General features: G+C 40.3%; 21 protein-coding genes. 6 read left to right on the top strand and 15 right to left on the bottom strand.

What is annotated here, in order from left to right:
- From ACE198_RS16080 to ACE198_RS16020, 13 genes are all read right to left on the bottom strand, one after another.
- The gene (locus ACE198_RS16080; protein ID WP_375376225.1) at positions 1-1,542 is read right to left on the bottom strand and encodes a 2-isopropylmalate synthase; all 1,542 of its coding nucleotides are present in this window, start codon (positions 1,540-1,542) and stop codon (positions 1-3) included.
- Positions 1,529-2,563 carry a ketol-acid reductoisomerase gene (gene ilvC, locus ACE198_RS16075; RefSeq protein ID WP_098575785.1) on the bottom strand — a complete coding sequence of 345 codons (1,035 nt, stop codon included), beginning with the start codon at positions 2,561-2,563 and terminating at the stop codon, positions 1,529-1,531. Before ilvC ends, ACE198_RS16080 begins: the two co-directional genes overlap by 14 nt.
- A gap of 26 nt (positions 2,564-2,589) precedes the next feature.
- Positions 2,590-3,111 carry an acetolactate synthase small subunit gene (gene ilvN, locus ACE198_RS16070; RefSeq protein ID WP_098575784.1) on the bottom strand — a complete coding sequence of 174 codons (522 nt, stop codon included), beginning with the start codon at positions 3,109-3,111 and terminating at the stop codon, positions 2,590-2,592.
- The gene (gene ilvB, locus ACE198_RS16065; RefSeq protein ID WP_375376224.1) at positions 3,108-4,835 is read right to left on the bottom strand and encodes a biosynthetic-type acetolactate synthase large subunit; all 1,728 of its coding nucleotides are present in this window, start codon (positions 4,833-4,835) and stop codon (positions 3,108-3,110) included. The genes ilvN and ilvB overlap by 4 nt, the downstream gene beginning before the upstream one ends.
- 501 nt (positions 4,836-5,336) lie before the next feature.
- Complete coding sequence (gene ilvD / locus ACE198_RS16060; RefSeq protein WP_375376223.1) at positions 5,337-7,007, bottom strand: dihydroxy-acid dehydratase; 1,671 nt, start codon at positions 7,005-7,007, stop codon at positions 5,337-5,339.
- Between the two features lie 11 nt (positions 7,008-7,018).
- Complete coding sequence (gene ilvE / locus ACE198_RS16055; RefSeq protein ID WP_375376222.1) at positions 7,019-7,927, bottom strand: branched-chain-amino-acid transaminase; 909 nt, start codon at positions 7,925-7,927, stop codon at positions 7,019-7,021.
- A gap of 410 nt (positions 7,928-8,337) precedes the next feature.
- Positions 8,338-9,069: an exonuclease domain-containing protein gene (locus ACE198_RS16050; RefSeq protein WP_375376221.1), complete on the bottom strand. Its 732-nt coding sequence runs from the start codon at positions 9,067-9,069 to the stop codon at positions 8,338-8,340.
- A 1-nt stretch (position 9,070) separates the two neighbouring features.
- Positions 9,071-10,027: a DUF294 nucleotidyltransferase-like domain-containing protein gene (locus ACE198_RS16045; RefSeq protein WP_375376220.1), complete on the bottom strand. Its 957-nt coding sequence runs from the start codon at positions 10,025-10,027 to the stop codon at positions 9,071-9,073.
- 70 nt (positions 10,028-10,097) lie between these two features.
- The gene (locus ACE198_RS16040) at positions 10,098-11,357 is read right to left on the bottom strand and encodes an ammonium transporter (protein ID WP_098575778.1); all 1,260 of its coding nucleotides are present in this window, start codon (positions 11,355-11,357) and stop codon (positions 10,098-10,100) included.
- 214 nt (positions 11,358-11,571) lie between these two features.
- Positions 11,572-11,901, bottom strand: a complete 330-nt coding sequence (locus tag ACE198_RS16035; RefSeq protein WP_375376219.1) for a MerR family transcriptional regulator — start codon at positions 11,899-11,901, stop codon at positions 11,572-11,574.
- Between the two features lie 138 nt (positions 11,902-12,039).
- Positions 12,040-12,207 carry a hypothetical protein gene (locus ACE198_RS16030; protein WP_180230208.1) on the bottom strand — a complete coding sequence of 56 codons (168 nt, stop codon included), beginning with the start codon at positions 12,205-12,207 and terminating at the stop codon, positions 12,040-12,042.
- A 26-nt stretch (positions 12,208-12,233) separates the two neighbouring features.
- Positions 12,234-12,371 carry a hypothetical protein gene (locus tag ACE198_RS16025; protein WP_166256179.1) on the bottom strand — a complete coding sequence of 46 codons (138 nt, stop codon included), beginning with the start codon at positions 12,369-12,371 and terminating at the stop codon, positions 12,234-12,236.
- Between the two features lie 185 nt (positions 12,372-12,556).
- Positions 12,557-12,910 carry a hypothetical protein gene (locus tag ACE198_RS16020; protein ID WP_180230207.1) on the bottom strand — a complete coding sequence of 118 codons (354 nt, stop codon included), beginning with the start codon at positions 12,908-12,910 and terminating at the stop codon, positions 12,557-12,559.
- A gap of 343 nt (positions 12,911-13,253) precedes the next feature.
- Here ACE198_RS16020 and ACE198_RS16015 point away from each other — a divergent pair, with 343 nt between their 5' ends.
- The 3 genes from ACE198_RS16015 to ACE198_RS16005 all read left to right on the top strand — a co-directional run bounded on the left by ACE198_RS16015 (position 13,254) and on the right by ACE198_RS16005 (position 15,562).
- Positions 13,254-14,084, top strand: a complete 831-nt coding sequence (locus ACE198_RS16015; RefSeq protein ID WP_375376218.1) for a basic amino acid ABC transporter substrate-binding protein — start codon at positions 13,254-13,256, stop codon at positions 14,082-14,084.
- A 102-nt stretch (positions 14,085-14,186) separates the two neighbouring features.
- Positions 14,187-14,843 carry an amino acid ABC transporter permease gene (locus tag ACE198_RS16010; RefSeq protein WP_098575775.1) on the top strand — a complete coding sequence of 219 codons (657 nt, stop codon included), beginning with the start codon at positions 14,187-14,189 and terminating at the stop codon, positions 14,841-14,843.
- Entirely contained in the window at positions 14,840-15,562 is a 723-nt protein-coding gene (locus ACE198_RS16005) for an amino acid ABC transporter ATP-binding protein (RefSeq protein WP_098575774.1), read from the top strand. The genes ACE198_RS16010 and ACE198_RS16005 overlap by 4 nt, the downstream gene beginning before the upstream one ends.
- A gap of 34 nt (positions 15,563-15,596) precedes the next feature.
- Here ACE198_RS16005 and ACE198_RS16000 read toward each other — a convergent pair whose 3' ends face one another.
- The gene (locus tag ACE198_RS16000; protein WP_375376217.1) at positions 15,597-16,103 is read right to left on the bottom strand and encodes a hypothetical protein; all 507 of its coding nucleotides are present in this window, start codon (positions 16,101-16,103) and stop codon (positions 15,597-15,599) included.
- A gap of 156 nt (positions 16,104-16,259) precedes the next feature.
- Between ACE198_RS16000 and ACE198_RS15995 the strand changes: the two genes are divergently transcribed.
- The 3 genes from ACE198_RS15995 (at position 16,260) to ACE198_RS15985 (ending at position 22,457) form a co-directional block, all read left to right on the top strand.
- Positions 16,260-17,939 (top strand): acyl-CoA dehydrogenase family protein, encoded by a 1,680-nt coding sequence (locus ACE198_RS15995; RefSeq protein WP_375376216.1) that lies wholly within the window; start codon positions 16,260-16,262, stop codon positions 17,937-17,939.
- 403 nt (positions 17,940-18,342) lie between these two features.
- On the top strand, positions 18,343-21,096 hold the full coding sequence (locus ACE198_RS15990) for a dynamin family protein (RefSeq protein ID WP_375376215.1): 2,754 nt from the start codon (positions 18,343-18,345) through the stop codon (positions 21,094-21,096).
- A 134-nt stretch (positions 21,097-21,230) separates the two neighbouring features.
- Entirely contained in the window at positions 21,231-22,457 is a 1,227-nt protein-coding gene (locus ACE198_RS15985; RefSeq protein WP_375376214.1) for an RtcB family protein, read from the top strand.
- Positions 22,458-22,538: 81 nt separating this feature from the next.
- Here ACE198_RS15985 and ACE198_RS15980 read toward each other — a convergent pair whose 3' ends face one another.
- Entirely contained in the window at positions 22,539-23,495 is a 957-nt protein-coding gene (locus ACE198_RS15980) for a D-2-hydroxyacid dehydrogenase (protein ID WP_375376282.1), read from the bottom strand.
- Between the last annotated feature and the right edge of the window lie 55 nt (positions 23,496-23,550).

Below are 23,550 nucleotides of genomic sequence, written 5' to 3'. Positions count from 1 at the left end.
TTAGACTACCGTTTCTTTTACAGCTGCATTTTGGTTGAAAAATACGCGATTAACAGCGTTTAGGAATGATTTTGCTGAAGCTTCCAGAACGTCTTGTGCTGAACCGCGTCCAGTTACAGGGGTTCCGTTCACGGTCATTTTGACATGGACCTCAGCAAGTGCGTCCCGTCCTTGACCAATCGAACTTAATCTAAAATCTGTAAGATGGATTTCTTCTTTAATTAGTGCTTCCAATGTGTTCATTAAAGCTTCAACACTACCAGAACCTGTACGGGCTGTTTCGACTCGAATACCTTCTGGAGTGGTTAATGCTACCGTCGCTGTCGGCAAGTTGGCTGAGCCGTAATGGACTTGGAAAGCAACAAGTTCATATTTTTTGATATCAACAGCTGTTGTTTGAATATCGGTTAAAATAGCAAAAAGATCTTCATCCGTTACTTCTTTTTTACGGTCGGTTAACTGTTTAAAAGCAGTAAAGGCCTCAATCAATTTTTCATCCGGTAGTTCAAAGCCCATCTGTTCAATTTTATCTTTGAAGGCATGACGGCCGGAGTGTTTGCCTAGAACTAAATCATTAGATTTGACCCCGACTAACTCAGGAGTAATAATCTCATAAGTTAATGTATTTTTTAAGACGCCATCCTGATGGATTCCCGATTCATGGGCGAAAGCATTCTTTCCAACCACGGCTTTATTAGGCGGAACGATCATACCTGTAAAGCGGCTGACAAGATCACTCGTGCGTTTAATTTCTTTTAATACTAAATTAGTCGTATAAGGATACTTATCTTTTCGAATGTTTAAAGCAACAGCAACTTCCTCTAAAGAAGCATTCCCAGCACGTTCTCCAATTCCATTGATCGTACCTTCAACTTGGGTTACACCGTTTTCGATTGCAGCTAATGAATTCGCAACCGCCATTCCTAAATCATCATGACAATGGCAAGATAATGCTGCTTTATGAATATTCGGAACGTTTTCTCGGATGTAACGGAACATGCGACCATATTCTTCCGGTGTGGTATAACCGACTGTATCAGGAAGATTAATAACTGTAGCACCGGCATCAATGACCTTGGTAATAATTTGAACAAGGAAATCTAAATCAGAACGGGATGCATCTTCCGCTGACCATTCAATGTGCGGGAAGTTCTTTTTCGCATAAGACACCATGTCTACCGCAATTTGTGTAACTTCCTCAGGTGTTTTCATCAATTTATACTGCATATGGATTGGGGAGGTGGCAAGGAATACATGCAACCTTGGTTCTGCTGCATCTTTTAACGCATCCCACGCAATGTCAATGTCCGATTTCGTCGCTCTTGCCAAGCCTGTGACTGATACATTTTTTATATTCCGGGCGATTGCTCTTACTGCTTCAAAATCGCCTTGGGAGGAAGCCGGAAAGCCGGCCTCCATAATATCAACCCCAAACCGTTCAAGTTGTCTTGCGATTTCCAATTTTTCCAGCTGGTTTAAATTCACACCAGGGGACTGTTCACCATCGCGTAATGTCGTATCGAAGATGTTAACGTGAACCATTTACCACCACTTCCTTCTTTGCATTTACTGGTTTGTTTTTAATAAACGGCATTAATGCACGAAGCTCACGGCCAACTTGTTCAATTTGGTGATTGTTTTCAGCACGATTAATCGCATTGAATTGAGGGCGGTTTGTTTGATTCTCTAAGATCCAGCCCTGAGCAAATTTACCAGTTTGGATATCTTTTAATACTTCTTTCATGCGAGCTTTTGTATCTTCGTTCACTACACGTGGTCCAGAAACGAAATCTCCCCATTGTGCAGTGTCAGAGATTGAATAACGCATGTTTTCTAAGCCACCTTCATATAAAAGGTCAACGATTAATTTCAATTCATGTAAACACTCGAAGTATGCAACTTCAGGCTGATAACCTGCTTCTACTAGTGTTTCGAAGCCAGCTTTGATTAGGGCAGTAGTACCGCCGCAAAGAACCGCTTGTTCTCCGAATAAATCTGTTTCTGTTTCTTCTTGGAAAGAAGTTTCTAATACTCCCGCACGAGCAGAACCGATTCCTTTTGCATAAGCAAGAGCAACATCGCGTGCTTGACCAGTGTAGTCTTGGTAAACTGCATATAGAGCAGGAACTCCGGCACCTTCTGTATAAGTACGGCGTACTAAATGTCCTGGGCCTTTTGGCGCTACTAAGAATACGTCAACATCGGCAGGAGGGACGATTTGGCTAAAATGAATGTTGAAGCCATGAGCGAAAACTAGAGCATTTCCTGCTTCAAGGTTTGCTTTGATGCTTTCTTCATATACTTTTGGCTGCATTTCATCTGGTAGAAGAACCATTACTACCTCTGCAGCTGCAGTTGCTTCTGCAACAGTACGAACGTCTAACCCATCCTCGACTGCTTTATCCCATGATTTTCCTCCACGTAAACCAACTACTACATCAAAGCCGCTTTCTTTTAAGTTAAGGGCATGTGCATGACCTTGAGAGCCATATCCGATTACTGCGATTTTCTTTCCTTGTAAAACCTCTTCTTGAATATCTCCGTTATAAAGTACCTTTACCATTATGAATCATCCTCTCAAATATATTGTTATTTTAATAGTGAGTATGTTGCTAGGTCGCTTCCTTGCGGTTGGTGCCCACGCTGGAGGGCAGTCAAACCAGTTCTTGCAATTTCCTTAATGCCATAAGGTCTGAGCATTTCGATCAAGGCATCGATTTTATCAGGACGTCCTGTAATTTGGACGGCGAGACTGTCTTTGCTTACATCAATAATTAGGGCGCGGAACGGATCGATAATCCCGTGAATTTCACTGCGCAATTGACTGCTTGAAGCTACTTTAATTAGGGCCAGTTCACGGGCGACAATTGCTTTATCCGTAATATCTGAAACTTTTAAAACATCAATTTGCTTATTTAATTGTTTCGTCACCTGTTCCAGGCGCTGTTCATCTTCAACCTCGACGACTAGTGTCATTTTTGAAATCCCTTCGGTTTCAGATGGACCAACTGAAATACTTTCAATATTGAACTGGCGTCGCTGCAAAAGTCCGGTGACACGGTTTAGGACTCCGCTGCGGTCTTGGACGGTTGCTGTGATGATCCGTTTCATGGTTTCACCCCAATCATTTCATGAATTCCTTTACCAGGGGCAATCATTGGGAATACTTTTTCTTGCTGAAGTACACGGCAATCAACTAATACTGGGCCATTATGAGCAAATACCTCTGGCAACACGGTAATCAGTTCTTCCTGGTTGTTAACCCGGTAACCCTTAATCGAATAACTGTCAGCAAGTTTGACAAAATCAGGTTGTGTATGAAGAATCGATTCCGAAATACGGTTTCCGTGTAAAAGTTCCTGCCATTGGCGAACCATTCCTAATGCGCCGTTGTTGACAATAATGATCTTTACTGGAAGGTTTCGTTCGTAAATAATCGATAATTCCTGAAGTGTCATTTGAAAACCGCCATCCCCAACAATCGCAACGACTGTACTATCTGGCTCGGCAATTTGTGCACCAATCGCTGCAGGGAACCCAAAGCCCATTGTTCCAAGTCCACCTGAAGTAATCCAGCGGTGCGGCTGCTTAAAGGTGTAATACTGCGCTGCCCACATTTGGTGCTGCCCTACATCGGTTGCGACGATAGCGTCACCGTTTGTTACTTTATGGACTGCTTCAATAACCCATTGCGGACACATTCCGTTTGGATCATGCTTATACCAAAGCGGATATTCCTGTTTGTTTTGACTCAATTTTTGCAGCCATTCAGCGGTTGCTGGTGATTCTATTTCTTGAACAAGCAGCTCACTTAAAGCCTCTTTGGTATCAGAAACGATTGGCAGATGTGTTGGCACATTTTTTCCAATTTCGGCTGGATCGATGTCAATATGGGCGACTTTCGCAAATGGAGCAAAGTGCTTAAGATTCCCTGTTAGTCTGTCATCGAAGCGGGCACCAAAGTTAATAAGTAGATCACTTTCGTAAATGGCCATGTTCGCTGCATACGTTCCGTGCATTCCTCCCATTCCTAGTGAGAGGGAATGATCTGCCGGAAAAGTACCAAGTCCAAGTAAAGTAGTAACGACCGGGATCTGATGTTTTTCTGCAAAAGCAGCGAGCTCGGCTGATGCTTTTCCATGGAGAACACCTGCACCGGAAAGAATTACCGGCTTGGAAGCCTTTGAAATCGAATCAGCAAGTTTCTTTATTTGAAATGGATTCGGCTTTGTTGTTGGCTGGTATCCAGGTAAATTAATGCTTGCTTCTTCAGGTTCTTCCGTTAGAAATCCGGCCGAAATATCTTTAGGGACATCGACTAAGACTGGCCCTGGCCGTCCGGTAGAAGCGATATGAAATGCTTCCTTCACGATACGTGGTAAGTCCTCGATAGATTGTACCTGATAGTTATGTTTGGTGATGGGTGTTGTGATCGCCATAACATCCGCTTCTTGGAAGGCGTCTGTTCCGATGACACTTCTTGCTACCTGCCCTGTGAAGACAACAAGTGGCAGGGAGTCCATCATCGCATCTGTTATCCCAGTCACAAGGTTGGTTGCCCCAGGTCCTGAGGTAGCAATAACGACTCCAGGTTTTCCGGTAACTCGCGCATATCCTTCAGCTGCATGGATCATTCCTTGTTCATGTCGGAAAAGAACATGCTTGATGGTACCCTGGGCGCGATAAATGGCATCGTATATTGGAAGCACGGCACCTCCCGGATATCCAAACAGTGTTTCTACACCTTCTTTTTTTAGTAAGTCGATGAGAAGGTCTGCACCGGTTCTCGGTTCTGTAGTTGTTTGGACCTCAAGCTTTTTTGCTTCTACTTTCACGTCGTAATCCCTCCTTGCGGATGATTGAATTTTAAAAAATTGTTTGAAACTTCGGTATTGTTAGAAACATAGTAAAAAAGGCCCTATTCTCCCTGAATAGACTGCAGTCAAGAACATCAAAAGCAGAATAATCGGGGAGAAAAGACCTTTCATTTTCTCGGTACCACCCGTTTTTACAGTATTCTTACGAATACTGCCTTATGAAGCGACATCTAAAATATTGAGGAACGCTTCTTTTGGTAACAGGTGTTCAAGATGGACACCCGATTAAGCCTACTTAAGTTATGATTGTTCGGCTTAACACTCAGGGATGATGTCGGAATAAGTTGTATTACTGGGCTTCCAGCAACCCCAGCTCTCTGAAAATACGAATTCTTATTCCTTTATTCCCGTCATCGATTTATGGATATTTTTTTGTCAAATGATTTTCTTTACACTTTAGCACCTTAACTTCCTTTAGGAAGGGGAGGGGTACTAATGAGTTCCCAATGTTCTAAAGTTTTATATTTTCATAATCCCGCCAGTATTGGCAGATGTAACAAGTGCTGCATATCTTGCAAGATAACCAGTTTTAATTTTTGGCTCTGGTTTCACAAATGCCTTCTGTCGTTCAGCTAAAACTTCATCATCAACAAGAAGTTCAATAGAGCGTGCTTCTAAATCGATTAGGATTTTATCACCATTTTCAACAAGAGCAATTGGTCCACCTTCTGCTGCTTCTGGTGAAATATGACCGATGGAAATTCCACGGCTTGCACCTGAGAAGCGACCATCCGTAATTAGGGCAACTTCTTTCCCTAATCCACGGCCCATGATCGCGGAAGTAGGTGCAAGCATTTCAGGCATTCCTGGTCCGCCTTTTGGACCTTCATAACGGATAACGACCACGTGTCCTGCTTGAACCGTACCGTTATTAATATTTTCTTGTGCCTCATCCTGGGAATCAAAAACGATTGCTTCACCTAAGAATGTTTTAATGGAAGGATCTACAGCACCAACCTTGATGACACTGCCGTTAGGTGCAATGTTTCCATAAAGGATGGATAGTCCGCCAACTGGGCTATATGGATTGTCTTTGGTCCGGATGACCGTTTCATTCGTGATTGTTGCTTCCTTCACATTTTCTGCAAGAGTCTTTCCAGTAATGGTAATACAGTTATCATGCAAGGCGCCTTCCACTTTATAAAGTTCATTAATAATGGCACTAACACCGCCTGCACGATGAATGTCATCCATTGAATAATCAGATGCTGGCATAATTTTTGCTAGATAAGGAACTCTTTCAGCAATTTTGTTAATCTCACGTAAGTCATAATCAATCCCAGCTTCATGGGCAATTGCCAATGTATGAAGCACGGTATTTGTAGAACCACCCATGGCCATATCTAGGGCAAAGGCATTATCAATTGCCTCTCTAGTAATAATGTCACGAGGGCGGATATCTTTTTTCACTAGTTCTACTAAATACCTGGCGGCTTGACGAATAAGTTCATGTCTTTCTTCAGAAGTTGCCACAATGGTTCCATTTCCAGGAACAGTCATTCCTAATACTTCCATTAGGCAGTTCATTGAATTGGCTGTAAACATCCCGGAACATGAGCCGCAAGTAGGGCAAGCATTTGTTTCAATGTCTAGCAGCTGCTGCTGACTAATCGTACCGTTATGGTAAGCCCCAACACCTTCAAAAACAGAAGTGAGGGAAAGGTTCTTTCCAGTCGATGGTGAAACACCTGCTTCCATCGGCCCGCCTGAGACAAAGACAGAAGGGACATTGGTTCTTGCTGCTGCCATTAGCATACCTGGTGTAATCTTGTCACAGTTGGGAATGTAGAAGACACCATCGAACCAATGTGCATTAATTACGGTTTCGGCACTATCGGCGATCAATTCGCGACTCGGTAGGGAATAGCGCATCCCAATATGTCCCATTGCAATCCCATCATCTACACCGATTGTATTAAACTCGAAAGGAATACCGCCTGCTTCGCGAATAGCCTCTTTTACAATCTCACCGAAATGATTAAGGTGTTTGTGTCCTGGGATAATTTCAATGAACGAGTTACAAACTCCGATAAACGGTTTTTCAAGATCACTCGTTTTGACCCCGGTTGCATATAATAGGCTGCGGTGGGGTGCCCGATCAATTCCCTTTTTAATCATATCGCTACGCATGTTTTTATCTCCTAACTAACGATTGCGTGGTTTGCACCTTCTGGATAACAAGCCACACCGTCTGTTGTTACAATTTTTCTAAATTCTTCTAAGAGGTCTTTCGTAACCTCACCGGGTTTTCCATCACTAATCTGACGGCCATCCACATCGATAACAGCAATAACCTCTACGGCTGTTCCAGTTAAGAATACCTCATCTGCTACATAGACATCGTGTCTAGTGAACGGAGATTCTTTAACCTCATAACCTTTAGACATTGCGACATCAAGGATGGCGTTCCGGGTAATTCCCTCTAGTGCTCCTAAATAAACAGGAGGGGTATAGATAACACCGTTTTTCACAATAAAGATATTGTCAGCGGAGCCTTCGGTCACATAACCTTGATCATTCAGCATTAATGCTTCCTCAACCCCAGCTTGATTCGCCTCTAATTTAACAAGAATATTATTTAAGTAGTTTAACGATTTAACTTGTGGACTTAGAACATCTGGGCGATTTCTTCGACTCGCAACCGATGCAATTTTAATCCCGCGTTCGTAATACTCTTTAGGGTACATTCTCAATTCTTCAGCAATAATGATGACACTTGGCTTTGAGCAGGATTTAGGGTCTAGGCCGAGATTCCCTTTTCCACGAGAAACAACGACACGAATATAGGCGCTCTCTAGCTGATTTTTTCTGATTGTATCGACGATTAATTGCGTCATTTCCTCTTGTGTGTAAGGAATATTCAGCATAATGGATTGTGCTGATTCAAATAGTCTCTTTAGGTGTGCATCGAGTCGGAAGACGTTACCGCTATAAACTCGAATGCCTTCAAATACTCCATCACCATATAAAAAACCATGATCAAAAACTGATACTACAGCATCCTCTTTCTTGACGAACTCACCGTCAAGGAAAATCCATTGACTCCCCAACTTAACCACTCCTCTTTTGTGATAGACCGCTTTAAATGACTAAAAAATTTTAAAAAAAGAATTACCATACCCTTCTCCAAATGATGGGGAGCGATGGCACTTAATGAATTGAATGATTATTTTCGATAATCATACAACCAATCGAAAACATGGTCAACATAAAAATCTGACAATTCAAATAAATCAAAAATATTGTTAGCGTTTACATTATTGTTCTAATAAGGAAAACAGCAAAGAAAAGTTTTTTAAAATTTTTTTATTTTTAAGTTATTTTGTCAGAGCTAAGGATTGTAAATGGGGAGATAATCAGAGGTAAGTAAGATAGAGGTGTTGCAAAGTCGAGAGGATTTCACGTTGTAAACTTTTAGAAATTTACAAAAAAACACTAGTTTGAAATAGTGTTTTTGGGCTCAAAGCTTTGCGAGATGTTCATACACTTCCTGTAAATTACTATATCCCTTTATTTGAGCTTGGTGTAAATAGCTCCCCCAAATTTGCGCGGTCATTAGGGCATCGCCAAGTGCGTGGTGACGATCTTTTATGGCTATCCCACATCGATCACATACATCTTCAAGCGGTAGAGATTTCATAGAAGGGTCCGAAAGTCGTATTAAGAAGGATGTATCGATGATTCGATGTTCAAATCGTGTCTTTAAGAGATCCCAAGTCATTTTCTGCATAAAGGACTTTTCGTGGTTGGAGTGGTGTGCGACAAGAATATGACTTTGTGAATAGTTGAAAAATTGGAGTAAGACATCTCTGGCAATGGGAGCATCGCGTAATTGCCCTTCCTGAATTTTCGTTAAAGTTGAAATTTCATCGGATAAAGGAAGGTCTGATTTGATGAGCGAATAAAAAGTATCATGATTCCTTATATGAGGACCGACCATTTTCACTGCTCCGATTGAAAGAACATAATCACCCTTTTCTGGATAGAACCCCGTCGTTTCTAAATCGAATACGACCACTTCTAATTCATTAAGGGGGGTGGACAAGTTATTTTTTTCTTTCATTTCTTTTTGAAGTTGTCGGACAAAGGAAAGCTGTTGTGGATTGGCTTGTCCTTGAATGCCTGCATAGATATTAGAACTAACCCTGCCGGAAATTTGTCTAAGGTATTGTGCTAAATCATTGATTTTCATTTTATCCCTCCTTTTCGATAAGTTTTCCGGCATGTTGGTTCAGTGCGACACCATTCTTGATGATTTCTTTTAGTTCATTTTTTTGATCTTTTCTTAGTTTATCAACCGGTACATAGTGTCCAGATTCATAGTCAGAGTGGGTAGAAAATTGAAGGCGATAGGTTAACAGTTTTAAAAACATGTCTTGATAGATCTTCTTGTCATGAATTCGGAGTTTGTCGAGTCTTGAGAGGGTAGAGGTTTCTAAGACATGATCTTTCATTGCCAATAGACGGGCTGCATTGATGTAAGGGAAAAAGGCAGTTTCCTTTATATTTAAGGATCCGGCATGAATTCCGTGAGTCTCCACTAAAAGCTGCCCTAGGACACCAATTCCTTTTTTAAAATGAAGAGTATTATGATAAAACCTTGGAAGAATCTGTTCTTTTTGTACGGTTAAATAAGTATATGATTTTAGTTGTTCTATTAGGCGATGGTGGCCATAAATAGAGCGTCCGTCGATAAAAATTAAAAGATACCGTAACGATTCCCATGACGCGTCGGCGGCCCAGTTCAGAATTTGTTTTTCCCATTCAGCTTGTGATTTGCACCAGAATGGATTGCCTGACATCACACCGCCATCGCAATAAGGATAACCAGCCTGATACAGACCTTTTGATATTTCCTTTCCTAATGACAAAAAATATGCTTTTGCATCTGTGGATGAATCAAGGTAAATGATGCCGTGGTCTTGGTCACTCCAAACCGATTGTTCAAAGCGGCCGGCGCTCCCCATGACAAAGAACGAGAAGGGGCATGGAAGAGGTCCATTCCGTATTTGAATTTCCTTCATTGAGATTTCTAAGACCTTTTTGATTATGTTGTCGTGAAGCTGGTTCAATTGGAAGTGATCCTTGGCAGCTTCTTTCATCTGGGTATTCTTGTATTCAGCAATCGCAGAATAGGTATCGCACTTCATGTTTGTTCACCTCCACTTAAAAAGTGTAGAAAGGTGCAAGCCAGAAAGGACTTGCACTTTTCATAAATATTTAAAAAGCTTTTGTTTGTTCTGCCTTCACTAATTCTGGATAACCATAGCTTCCGTGTTCACTCATATCTAATCCAATAATCTCTTCTTCTTCTGTAACACGCAAGCCATTCATAAACTTTTTCATAAGGGCAAGGAGGATGTAGGAGACAATAAAGGCAAATGCGGCACATGTGAATACTCCGAGTGCTTGAATACCGAGCTGGTGTAAACCGCCCCCGTAAAATAATCCTGGCTTTCCGACTGTTGCTAATTCTTTTGTAGCGAAGAAACCAGTCGATAACGTTCCCCAGACGCCGGCAGTACCATGTACTGAAAGAGCAGCGATAGGATCATCAATGCCTCTGTTTTCAAAAAAGCGAATGCTGTAAAAAACAAGAATTCCTGCGATAAAACCAATTAAGACGGCGGCCCATGTATCTACAAAAGCACAAGAAGCAGTAATAGCAACTAGCCCTGCCAAGGCTCCGTTTAACATCATTGGAACATCAGCTTTTCCAAGTACTATCCAAGAGACAATCATCGCTGCTACCGTTCCAGCCGCTGCGGCTAAGTTCGTATTAACAGCAACAAATCCAAAGAACGCTTTATCAACAGATAATGTACTGCCGGCGTTAAAACCAAACCAGCCAACCCATAGTAGCAATACGCTTAGTGCTGTGAATACTTGGTTATGACCAGCTAGATTATTAGCTGAGCCATCTTTGTTGAATTTCCCAATACGTGGTTTTAATAGAATCGTAGCTGCAAAAGCTGCCATGGCCCCTGTTAAGTGAACCACAGTAGAACCGGCGAAATCTTGTTTCCCGTGCTCTGCTAACCAGCCGCCGCCCCAAATCCAGTGAGCAATTGGCGGATAGACAATGACTGAGAAAAGTAGAGCAAATACAAGGTATGCACCTAATTTTGCTCGTTCTGCAAAACCGCCGAACGCAATCGTTAAGGAAATCCCTGAAAAAGCTAATTGGAATAAAAAGAATACGGCACCTGAAAGTGGCAATCCATCAACGTCATAGCCTGAATAAAAGAAATCGGAGAAACCAATCAGCGGATTACCTTTACCGAAAATTAGTCCATATCCTACTGCCCAAAATACGATCGAGCCAATTCCGAAGGTTAGAATTGTTTTCCCTGCAATATGTCCTGCATTTTTCATTCGAGTTGACCCTGTTTCTAAGAGGATAAAACCTCCGATCATTAAGATAACAAGTACTGCTCCCACCATTACCCAAAGGCTATTCATTAAGAATGTAGTATCCATTTTTTCTCCCCCTTTAAAATGATGTTAATATTCTTAACATTTGGTATGTTAGTATTCTTACATGATTTTAGAATGGTTTCTATAAGTTTGGGAGATTATCTAACATGGATTTTAAAAAATGGTCATTTACCTTAAGTTATAGACAGATTGATGTACCGAGAAAGGATGAAAAATCCCATTCCTTTAATGAAGGAATGGGATCATAATGGTTTCTTCATAACTTTTTTCGTAGACCGAATTGGGCATTGAGTTGCCCTTGGATCATTTGCCTGCGAATCTGTTCTTCGTTGTGTTTCTTTTGTTCACGAAGCATTTCCTTCCTAATATCGTGTGTTTGAATGCCATCTTCGATTTTATTAGCAATCTCCATCAACAATTCCACGTCTGAAAAAGAAAACTTACGGCTTCCACCCGCAGATCTTTCGGGGAAAATTAACTTTCGTTCTTCATAGTATCGGATTTGCCGTTCGGATAGACCAGTGAGATCTCTGACGATGCCTATAGTTATTACTTTTTTATCTTTATAAGAGATTTCTTTTCCCATTTTTGTCGCTCACCACACCCTATTGTATACAATTAGTTATAAATCCTTTTCATAGTATTATATTATGTTATATTTTCTAACATAGGACTAGGTTATCATACTATTTTGCTTGTTTGTCAAAATAAGTAATAATGAAAATTATTTTAAATCAGCTGAGGAGAATGTTTTGTTGTACAATCTTTCTAATTCTGAGAAGGTAAGGGAGTGTAGTTCTTGATGTGTAAAATCAGTGGTTCCTGATTCTAGCAACTTTCTTAGATAAAACTGTCTAAGGCGCTCGAGTCCTTTCCTTAAGCGTGTTGTCAACCTTCTTCCCCCTTTTCAAATAGAAATTAGTAATTTTGTAATCTCCTTAAAAGTTCGTTCGCTTGGGAGCCCATTGTTTTCATGAGTTCTTCATACAACTCATCCCTTAATTTATCTAATTGAAGGATTCTTTCAGCGAGCTTAATATCATTTCTTCGATACATTTGAAATCTTCCTTTCTCTTGAGGTTTATATAGAAAAGTTAACTGAATTTTCGCTCCCTGTCAGTGGATTTGTAAGATATCCTAACAGGATTTTAACATCGTCCTTCAAATTGGTAAAAAACCTTCCAATTTTTCCTTCAGTATGTAAAAGAACCGGACATGTGCCCGGTTCTGTGAAAGTCTTTTTAATATTCTCCATCAAATGGAGTGAATGGGAAGTTGAATCTTCTTTCAACAGCACGAAGACGCTGATTTACTCGTTGAAGTCTGCGGTCGAGTTGTGCTACTTGACGTTGTAGTTGATTGATCTCTCTTTCTTGACGTTCATTTTGCCGCTCCAATTGATTCAGTCTGCGCTCAACTTGTTGTGGCTGTCTTGCCGGGTCATATTGTTCTGGTAGATAGGGATTAAATGGTTCTGGTTGTTCATAGTAATTCACTTGTTCTGGTTGTACATAGTAATTCATTGGTTCAGGTTGAACATAGGTATTATATTCCATCGGCATTTGAGGGGTTTGATAAAGACCATACGGATTCATTTAGGCATCTCTCCTTATGTTGTAAATACCCTATAGATTATGTAGGTATGGGTAAGGAGTAACGGCGAATGCCCATAGACAGGGAATGTCGTTTTAGATATTTATCCCTATGAAATAAAAATAAGATAACCGGAGTCATCTCAAAATCATACAACGATTAAGTCGGAAATCAACCAAAGAAATTATTCTACAATGTTAATACTTTAGTTAATTACAGTATTAAAATAGTAAATTATTTAAATATTGAATATATAATAAAATCGGGTTATAATCATTTATATTCAAAATATTATTAAAATTTTTAAAAAATACTTTTCAAAAAAAACATTGGGGGTCTGAAAAAATGAAGAATTTTAAATTATTTTCAACATTTTTAATGGTTGCACTTCTTTTAGTTTTGTCAGCTTGTGGTACTAGTAAAAATACAAGCACGGGAACAAAAGAAGGAGGAGACACTGAAAAGAAAACACTGCGCGTGGTAACAGATGCTGCCTATGCACCGTTTGAATATCAGGATAAGGGAGAAGTTGTCGGTTTTGATATCGATTTTATCAATGCAGTGGCAAAAGAAGCAGGCTATAAAGTGAAGGTTGAACATGTCGGCTGGGATCCAATCTTTGTTGAATTAGATAAAAAAATTGCTGACATTGGTATTTCTGCCATCACGATTAATGATGAAAGAAAACAATCCTATGATTTTTCAGTGCCATACTTTTTATCAACCAACAAAATCCTCGTTCCAAAAGATAGTGACATTAAGAGCGCAGCTGATCTAAAGAATAATAAAACGATTGCCGTTCAGAATGCTACAACTGGACAAGAAGCTGTTGAAGGTCTATTAGGCAAAAATAGTGATAAAATCAAAAAATTTGAAAATAATAATCTAGCAATTTTGGAATTGAAAAGCGGTGGGGCAGATGCTGTAGTCGCAGATAACACAGTTATCGAAGAATATGCAAAAAACAATCCTAAAGATAATTTTGTTGTTATTGAAGATTCAGCCGCATTTGCAAAAGAATTTTATGGACTTATGTTCCCTAAAGGCAGCAAGATTAAAGCAGACTTTGATAAGGCAGTAAAAGCAGTAATTGATAACGGGACCTATGCAGAAGTATACAAAAAGTGGTTTAAAGTAGAACCAGATACACAAATCTTAAAAGATCAACAGAAGTAAACATCGCTGAATGAATTGCGTAACTCTTAACCAAGCAGTTACGCAATTTTTGCTAGTTAGCTTAGAATAATTAGCTTGTCGTTTAATAGGGGGATTTATTTTATGGATTTTCGTTGGGATATATTAGTTGAATACGCTCCATTTTTCCTAAAAGGAACACTTCTAACTATTGGGCTTTCCATCGCAAGTATTTTGATTGGTACTGTTCTTGGCTTATTTATCGGATTAGGAAAAATGATGAAAAATAGGCTCCTCGCTTGGCCGTTTACGATTTACATTACTTTTTTTCGCGGGACACCTTTACTTGTTCAGATATTATTAATCCATTTTGCTGTTGTTCCTCTTTTTCTTGATGAAACCAGTCCCGTTTTAGCTGCTATTCTTACTCTATCATTAAATGCTGCCGCCTATATAGCTGAAATCTTTCGTGCGGGGATTCAATCGATTGATCGCGGGCAAATGGAGGCTGCCCGTTCATTAGGGATGAACCATGTACAATCCATGCGTTTTGTCATTCTGCCGCAAGCGTTTAAGCGAATGATTCCGCCGCTTGGCAATGAATTTATCGTTCTAATAAAAGAGTCATCATTAGCGGCTCTCATAGCAGCCCCTGAATTAATGTATTGGGGACGAGCTATGCAAGGACAATATTTCCGTGTATGGGAACCGTATCTTGCGGCAGCAGTTATTTATCTCGTGTTAACACTTTCTTTAAGCTTCCTGCTTACTCGTCTTGAACGGAGGTTGGCGACTGAATGATCCAGGTAAAGAATTTAAAAAAATCCTTTGGTAAAAATGAGGTTCTCAAGGACATTAACGTTACAGTTAAAAATAAAGAGGTAGTTGTGGTCATTGGTCCTTCAGGTTCCGGGAAATCGACGTTCCTTCGCTGCATTAACATGCTAGAAACCATTACTGGGGGGCATGTTTATATTGAAGGTGTCGACTTGACTGACAAGAATACCGATATTAATAAAGTACGGACAGAAGTGGGAATGGTTTTTCAGCAATTCAATCTATTCCCGCATAAAACCGTGATTGAAAATATTATGCTTGCACCGATGAAAGTAAGAAATATTCCTAAGGATCAGGCCAAAGCTAAGGGGTTAGAGCTTTTACGTAAAGTCGGTTTAGAGGATAAGGCCGAAGCCTTTCCTGATTCCTTATCAGGCGGACAAAAGCAGCGGGTTGCGATTGCAAGGGCGCTGGCAATGGAGCCGAAAATCATGCTTTTTGATGAACCAACCTCAGCGCTGGACCCTGAAATGGTCGGTGAGGTACTAGAGGTTATGAAGGACCTTGCAAAAGAAGGGATGACGATGGTAGTCGTGACTCATGAAATGGGCTTCGCGAAAGAAGTGGGCGACCGCGTTATTTTTATGGATGGCGGGTTAGTTATCGAAGAGAATATTCCAAGTGAATTATTTGATCATCCGAAAGAAGAACGGACAAAGGCTTTTTTAAGTAAAGTTTTATAACATAAAAGGAGGTTGAGGCCTCCTTTTTCTTCGTTTATTCAAGCTTAAATTTTTCAACAATCCGGTCCGCCATTAGCCGGTTTTGACAAAGTTTAAATACTTGTCCTAGAAATTTTTCCACCTCAAGGGCCGAGGAGGGCAGTTTAATTTGTATGGTTGTTGAACCAAACATTTGCTTGAAATAAGCTTTTCTTTGATCATTTTTTCCGTCCCGTTTAAAAGGCTTATATGTCCAGATGAGATGTGGTGCTCCGTCTATTTCTTGAATTTGCCGTATCTCTGCACAGGTCGTTGAACGATCATGTGCATAAACGACTAAATAATAGTTGTCATTTTGATGCCAATCAATGAATACAAAGTAATAGCCAGTATCACTATCCGGCTTTGTAATCTCAAAAGCGGCGAGTGTAGGCTTCCCGTTTGTCCATTGATGAAACTTCAGCAAACGGCCGCCCGAAGTTTCAAGTTTTTGTATTTCATAGACCGCGGAAGCTGAGTTCTCAATAAAGTCAGCTAACAGTCTTGCTTGTTCTTTTTCCAATGAAGATTTCCCCTTAATGTATTTGAACTAATTATACGTTGTATTTAGATAAAAAGGAAAGACGTCTAAAAATATCCAAAATTTATTTTTATCTGGATAAGAAAGTGATATACTAAATTTATTGATTATTCTGAAAAAAGGAGGGTGTTATCCAAGTTGAATTTTTATAAAGAGGATTTGGCGTTTCAAGTCTTGCTTAAAGAGTTACTCGATCCATCCTTTTTCGAGTATGCAGACAAGGAGTTGACTGCCTTCGGTGAGAAATGTGCCATAGATATTGATTCACGGGCTAGGTTTACGGACCGGGAAGGACAGCCGCGCTTAAATAAATACGATGCTTATGGTGAAGATATTTCTGAAGTATGGGTGAATGAAGGTTATCGTAGAACGGTGGAAGATACCTATAATACCGGAATTGTCGGCTATGTTCATAAAGAAATCCCCTCACTCGGTGAGAAGGGGAATTATATTTATTCCTATGCCCAAGGCTATCTGCTCTCACAAACAGAACCAGGGTTTTACTGTCCAGTCACATTGTCAATGGCCACCGCTTATTTACTAAACCAGTATGCATCTGAAGAAATGAAGGAACGGTTTTTGCCGCATGTCCTCTCAACAGGAGAAGTTCCACTCTATGAGGGAGCGACATTCCTTACAGAGCGTCAGGGGGGCTCAGATGTCGGAGCGAATGAGACGAGAGCTGTGGAACATGGAGAGCATTTCAAGCTTTATGGTGAAAAGTACTTTGCCTCCAATGCCGGTATGTGCGGAGTGGCGATGGTCTTAGCACGGAAAGAAGGAGCGCCATCTGGGACGAAAGGGCTGACTTTATTTGCCGTACCATGGCGGGATCAAGATGGCAGGCTAAATGGAATCCGGATTCGCCGCTTAAAGGATAAACTCGGAGTCAGAGCTGTCCCTTCGGCTGAAGTGGAATTCGATGGTGCCGATGCTTTTGTGGTGGGAGATCCTTCGAAGGGTTTCTATTATATGATGGAAGCTCTTAATCTCTCAAGAGTGTGCAATGCCGTTGCCTCATTAGGAATTATGAGGAGGGCCTATCATGAAGCTAAGGAATATGCCCTTAGAAGGGATGCGTTCGGCAGTAAACTCGCTACCTATCCAATGGTCAAGGATACACTGACAAGGCTCGCTGTAAAGTTGGAAATTGAAACACGCACCGTTTTCACGTATCTTCCATTATTTGAACGGGTCCTGAACAATCAAGCTAGTCAGAAAGAAGCCATTCTTCATCGCCTCTATATTGCTTTATTGAAAAAAGAAACGGCAGAACAAGCGATTCACTTTTCGCATGAAGCAATCGAAATGCACGGAGGCAATGGCTATATCGAAGATTTTGTGACTCCAAGATTGTTACGAGATGCCCAAGTCCTAACTGTCTGGGAAGGGACGGCCAATATTCTCGGGTTAGAGGTCCTGCGTTTAATGGAGAAGTTCAAAGCGGATGAACTATTTTTAGATGAGATGAGCCAGCGTCTACGAGGTGTCGCCCATTTGCCATCTGAATGGACGTATTTAGTAGAAAATAAGTTGATTCAGTTACAGAACTTTTCAAAATCTTTACGGACGGCATCGGCTGATCAAAAGACTTTTCATTCGAAAAAGGCGGCCGAACTTATGGTGAAAATTTTTGAAAGTATCGTGGCGCTTGAGCAGGCAGCAAGCGGTCATCCGCGCTCAGTCAAGGTAATGGAGATTTTTCTAGAGGAAACATGGAAATCCTCTTACTTGTTCAATGCAGAAATGAAAACAGTAAATTATTTTTCTGAGATTGTCTTGAATGCAAAGAGTGAGAAGACTGTGTCTGTTGGATGAGAATGACTTCTAGTAAGCCTGCTATTCATCTTTGGCAGGCTTATTTTTTCCTTCATTTATCAGGTTGTTTCCTATTATTATCCAGCAAATGTCGTAAATTTCGTAAAATATGTAATAATAGTCCAGAAATAGGTAATAACTTCCTAAAAATATGTAATAAGTATCATGAAATTTTTGCGATTTTCAATTATTATCCAGTTAAGGTCGGTATGTCCTGAAAAATATGTAATAAGTTCTACTTTGTCTCCAAAATGAAACACAACTGACATCCTTTTAATAAATTGCTTTGGTAGAATCGTAATAATTGAGACTTAAAATCAGATAATCCGTCGAATAGTATAGAGAATAATTATGGCTCTTTTCCATATGAATGACAGAGAGTGTTGTAATTGGAGGGAAAGATATGACATTAGATACGCAATTAAAACTGAAAACGTATTATAAAATGTTCATCAATGAACATGAAAATATTCATCCGATTGAGATCCTTGGTGAACTGTTTCAAGAGGAAGCATCTAAGGATTTACCGAATCTATCATCGATTCGCTTTGCTCAGGGAGAAGTGTATTTTCATCACAAAGATTATGAAGCAGCCATTTTTAAATGGGAAAATATTATCAATGAGCTAGAACCATGGGCAAAGAAAAATACAGCTGATGCATACTATCAGTTAGGCCTGTTATCAACTGCAGAAGATCTTTACTGTGCGATCACAAGTGACAATCTTACGTTAACGACTGAAGTTGCCTTACAGTTATTTTCGTTGTATATCGAGCGAGGTAAGTTAGACCTCGCACTAGCAGTGATAAAAAAAATCATTGATACAAATCCAGATTATCCAAACGTGACTGAAATAGCTCGTACGTTTTTTGAAGAACAGCGAGATTGGAATCATGCCATTGAGCTGGCCGTAAACGAGGCCATTCGGACCGGGTCCTTAGAGTGGTTTGATACGATCATTTCGTATGTGGAAAAGGGTGTAACTCGAAATCATGCGCCGAGTTATTTTTCCCAAGCTGTCCATTTTCTGTTTAGTCTAGATCAACGAAAATTCGAGCAGCTTATTTCCACTCTTTGGGACAGCTATGACAATGAAGAAACCTATTTTACTTGGATTAGGGAAATGAATCATTTGTTATTAAGCCTCGATATTCATCGGGATGACAACTTGGCCGAGCTTTCAGGCCTTCATAAAGAAGCATTTTTTAGCTTTATCGATGGCAGGTATTTCATAAAAAGTCTCCAGGATTTTATTCCAGATTTTCTAACGAATTGGCTGCGTCTCGCTGACACTAAGAATGTTGTCCTTTCAGCGGCAGCCGTTCTTTCATGGAATGAACTGTTTCCGGCGAGTTTAAGTATGTCGATCGTAAATGAGGCTGAGAAACTAATTAGTATTACCGAAACAGATATGGATGAACTTGAAGAGTGCCTGACACTCTTTGATGCTATTACGAATTGGGCCCAAGCCAATGAGATGGGTGATAATAATCGGGTAAAATGGATTGTTCAGCAATTAGTGAATTTTGACACACAGCATCTTCTTATTACCGGGTTAAGCGGCAGCGGAAAATCGACGTTTGTTAATGCAATTCTTGGTGAAGACCTGCAGGATAGCCCGACTTCTTCACTGGTTTTGTTTAAAGACTCCGAAGATGAAGAAATCACGGAAATTACGGATCGAGAGATTACTAGTTTATCCGGCCTTTCTGATTTCAAAGAACGAATGGATCGCCGCCGTAACGCGATGGAATCTATCATTGAATTTAAGCGTCCAAATGCCTTCTTGAAGGAAAATAAGGTCACACTTATCGATACTCCAGGATTAAAAGGAAACTATAATGATTCTTATGAGGTGTTGAAGAATCTGCAATTGGCTGATACGGTCCTCTTCGTACTTGATGCAAATGCACCGTTTACAGATAAAGAACGGTCTGTTCTTGCAAAAATTCAAGAGTTAGCACCTGACATTCCCGTGCATTTTCTGCTCAGTAAGATGGACGCGATTGCAAATGAGCAAGATGCAATCAGTGTCTTTGATGAAACAAGGGCGAGGATTCAATCGTATATTCCGGATGCATCCGTGTTTGCCTTTTCATCGCAATATGAGAATCACAAGCAGTTAAAGGACTTACAAGAGTTTATCCATTCTATTAAAAATACAAGAAATATGGAAGATAAACGTTTGGCAAAGCTATTGTTCTATATTCGCACAACAATTGCCAGCCTGATGCAAAAACGGGTGGATGTCGAAAATCAATTGATCGAATCAGTCCGCTGGAATGAAGAAATGCTCCAGAAATTAACGGGTGCAATCAATCAACTGAAGGATACAGAAGTTCAAAAATCAAAAGCTGTGGTACAGTCTTACCGTGCCATCAAAAATACGGTTGCAAAAGACATTTCAGAGGCGGTTCCTAAAATGCTTCAAGAGTGTTCTGCCTTCATCAAAGAAGATAGTAATTTTAGCAAGATTCATATCGAGCTTAATGAAGTGATGAACAAAAAACTAGAAGAGTATTTAGACCAGACAGTGCTGCCTAAATATTACCGCTTATTGCAAGAATGGATTGATGAGTGCAAAGAGGAGTTTGTGCAGAGTCAGGATTTTCTAAATGAAATTGGCGAAAGTTTTAATCGTATGTATGGAGAAGACCGTCTCGTGCTTGATTGTGATTTTAAGGTAATTGACGATTGGCACCGCGACACCGACCGGATGACAAGCCGCTTTCAGTTGGAAACTGTTAACATCCTGCTGCGCAGAACCCCATCGCAATTTATACTGAAAAGCGCTGGGAAATTATTTGGGGCGATATCACAAAATAAAGCGCTGCTTTTTAATAAGTACAAAGCATTTGTGGAAAATGAAGATTATGTTGAAGCTATCTCTGTAGTGAATCAACAGTTTTTCCAGCAATTTGAACTGTTTGAAAAGTCACTTGAGCGCGATGTAACCCTGTTTTTCAAGAGTCCAATGCAGTTGTTAAGTCAATCAGCAGAAGAGGCGCAAGCTGGAATACAGGCGAACCAAGAAATGCTTTCGAATATGAATGCCAACCCAGAGATGTTCCGTGATCCATTAACCCTGTTTGAGGTTAGATTGCGTCAGTTTGAGTGGATGACCGTTGCAGGAAAAGGCATGCAAACTGTTTATTAATAATTTAAAGAAGGAAGATGTCAAAGGGCATCTTCCTTTATTCATATAGAAAAAAATGTCGTACGAATATCGGTTGCCCGAACGCCCATTAGATGGTAGCCTATTGGTAATCTGCTTTAAAGGAGGGAAAACAAGTGATTAAGGTAACCGGTACACAAACAGAAGCAAAGGTATTTTCAAACTATCCCCAAGAAACAGCCCTAGAGCAAATCCAAGAACTTTGTAATCAAGCATTTTTAAAGGATACAAAGATTAGTATTATGCCAGATTATCATGCGGGAAAAGGCTGTGTCATTGGAACGACCATTCAACTAAAGGATAAGGTTGTTCCTAATCTAGTTGGTGTGGATGTCGGCTGCGGCGTATTAACCGTCAAGCTTCAGGATAAAAAGATGGATTTTAATAGACTAGATCAAGTAATCCGGACCTTTGTCCCAAGTGGACAGGAGATTCATTCAGATGAAACTGTCGGGTTTATTAACACGAATTTTCCCGCCATTCAAGAATTCCGTGCAGAGCATATCTTAAGTGAAAATCGAAGCCGTTATAGCTTAGGGACACTAGGGGGCGGCAATCATTTTATAGAAGTTTCTGTTGATGCCGATCGATACCACTATTTAACGATTCATACTGGAAGCCGTTATGTAGGATCGAAGATAGCCACCTACTATCAAAAGGTAGCTATCTCAAAACTTCGTCAACAGGATCTTTCGGGACTTATTGAGCAATTAAAGGCGGAAGGACGCCAAAAAGAAATCCAAGCCATGATCCAGGGTTATAAAGAAAAGAATCCAGTTATTCCAAATGATTTAGCGTATTTGGAAGGTGAGGATTTTCATAACTATATGCATGACATGAAGCTAGCGCAGGCTTTTGCAAAAGCAAACCGCGAAGAGATTGCGAGAGCGATTACGGAGAACATGGGATTTGAGGAACAGGACCGTTTCGATACCGTACACAATTATATTGACACCGAGAACCTAATTTTACGAAAAGGGGCAGTTTCTGCACAAAAAGGGGAGCGTCTTATCATTCCAATTAATATGAGAGACGGGTCGATTTTGGCAGTTGGTAAAGGGAATGATGACTGGAATTGCTCGGCACCGCATGGAGCAGGCCGCGTTTTGAGCCGGACAAAAGCGATGAAAACTCTCAATATGGATGATTTTCATAAAACCATGGAGGGCGTTTGGACAACGTCTGTTTCAGAGGAAACCTTAGATGAGGCGCCAATGGCCTATAAGCCCATGAATGAAATTTTAGAAAAGGTTGAAGAAACCGTGGAGATAGCCGGCTTTATTAAACCCATCTATAACTTTAAAGCCAGTGAAAAGTACACACCTGGAAAATATAAAAAATAATGGAACAAGAAAGGGTGCCTCAAGGTTGAGGCACCCTAATTTTTTAAATGGATAATGCGGGAAAAAGGGAGTCTTTACATGTTAATAACCTTTCGAAAAATCTACAAGATTAATTGGTGGAACCTTACCAGAAAGATAGGCCTTTAAGTTAGGAATTAAGATATTTTCAAGCACCCGCTGATTATAATGGTCGGTTGAACCAGATGTGTGTGGGGTAATAATCACATTTTCCATCTCCCATAATGGACTTTCATTGCTTAATGGTTCCGTTTCAAACACATCAAGTCCAGCTCCTGCAATTGTTCCTTCAGTTAGAGCTTGGATCAGGTCATTTTCTACCACAATCTCACCCCGGCCGATATTAATAAAAAATGCTGAAGCCTTCATTTGCTTAAATTGTTCCCTACCAAACATTTGATAAGTATCCTTTGTGAGCGGCGACGTAACCACTACATAATCACAAGCAGGAAGCAATTCACCTAATTGATTTGGAGTATACATTTCATCGACATTGCGAGCAGGCATTCCCGAGTGCCTGACACCAAGTACCTTCATGCCGAAGGCTTTCGCTATTTTGGCTGTTTCTCCCCCAATCGTTCCTACTCCAATGATGCCGATTGTTTTTCCGTGGATTTCTTGGCCCATATTTGCATGATGCCAAGTTTTTATCTGTTGATTTTTGACGTATGTATGGATTTTGCGTGTTAATCCCAGCATCAATGCAAAAATTGTTTCGGAGATGGGATAGGCATGAACGCCATTGGCACTAGTTAAGAAGAAATTTCTAGAATTTAATTCTTCAAGAGGTAAATAATCAATACCAGCACTCCATGATTGCAGCCACTTAAGTTTTGATTGTGGGTCCAGACAGTATTCATCCAACCCCTTACTCCAGCCAGCTATAATTTCCGCATCTTTAACATGTTCCTGCCAAATTTGCTTATCCTTGCCAACAATCAATTCCCAATCTGGAATGATATCTTTGATTTGCGAAATATGAGCTGAATCAATATTACGAGTGATAACCATTTTTTTCATCAATGAGAATACCTCCATTTCGACAATGCTTACTCTAGTTAATGATAACGGAAAT

This window comes from Neobacillus sp. KR4-4 (assembly GCF_042136325.1).
Classification (GTDB): Bacteria; Bacillota; Bacilli; order Bacillales; family Cytobacillaceae; genus Neobacillus.
Note: the sequence above shows the minus strand (reverse complement) of the source record. Positions and strands in the feature narration are given on the sequence as shown.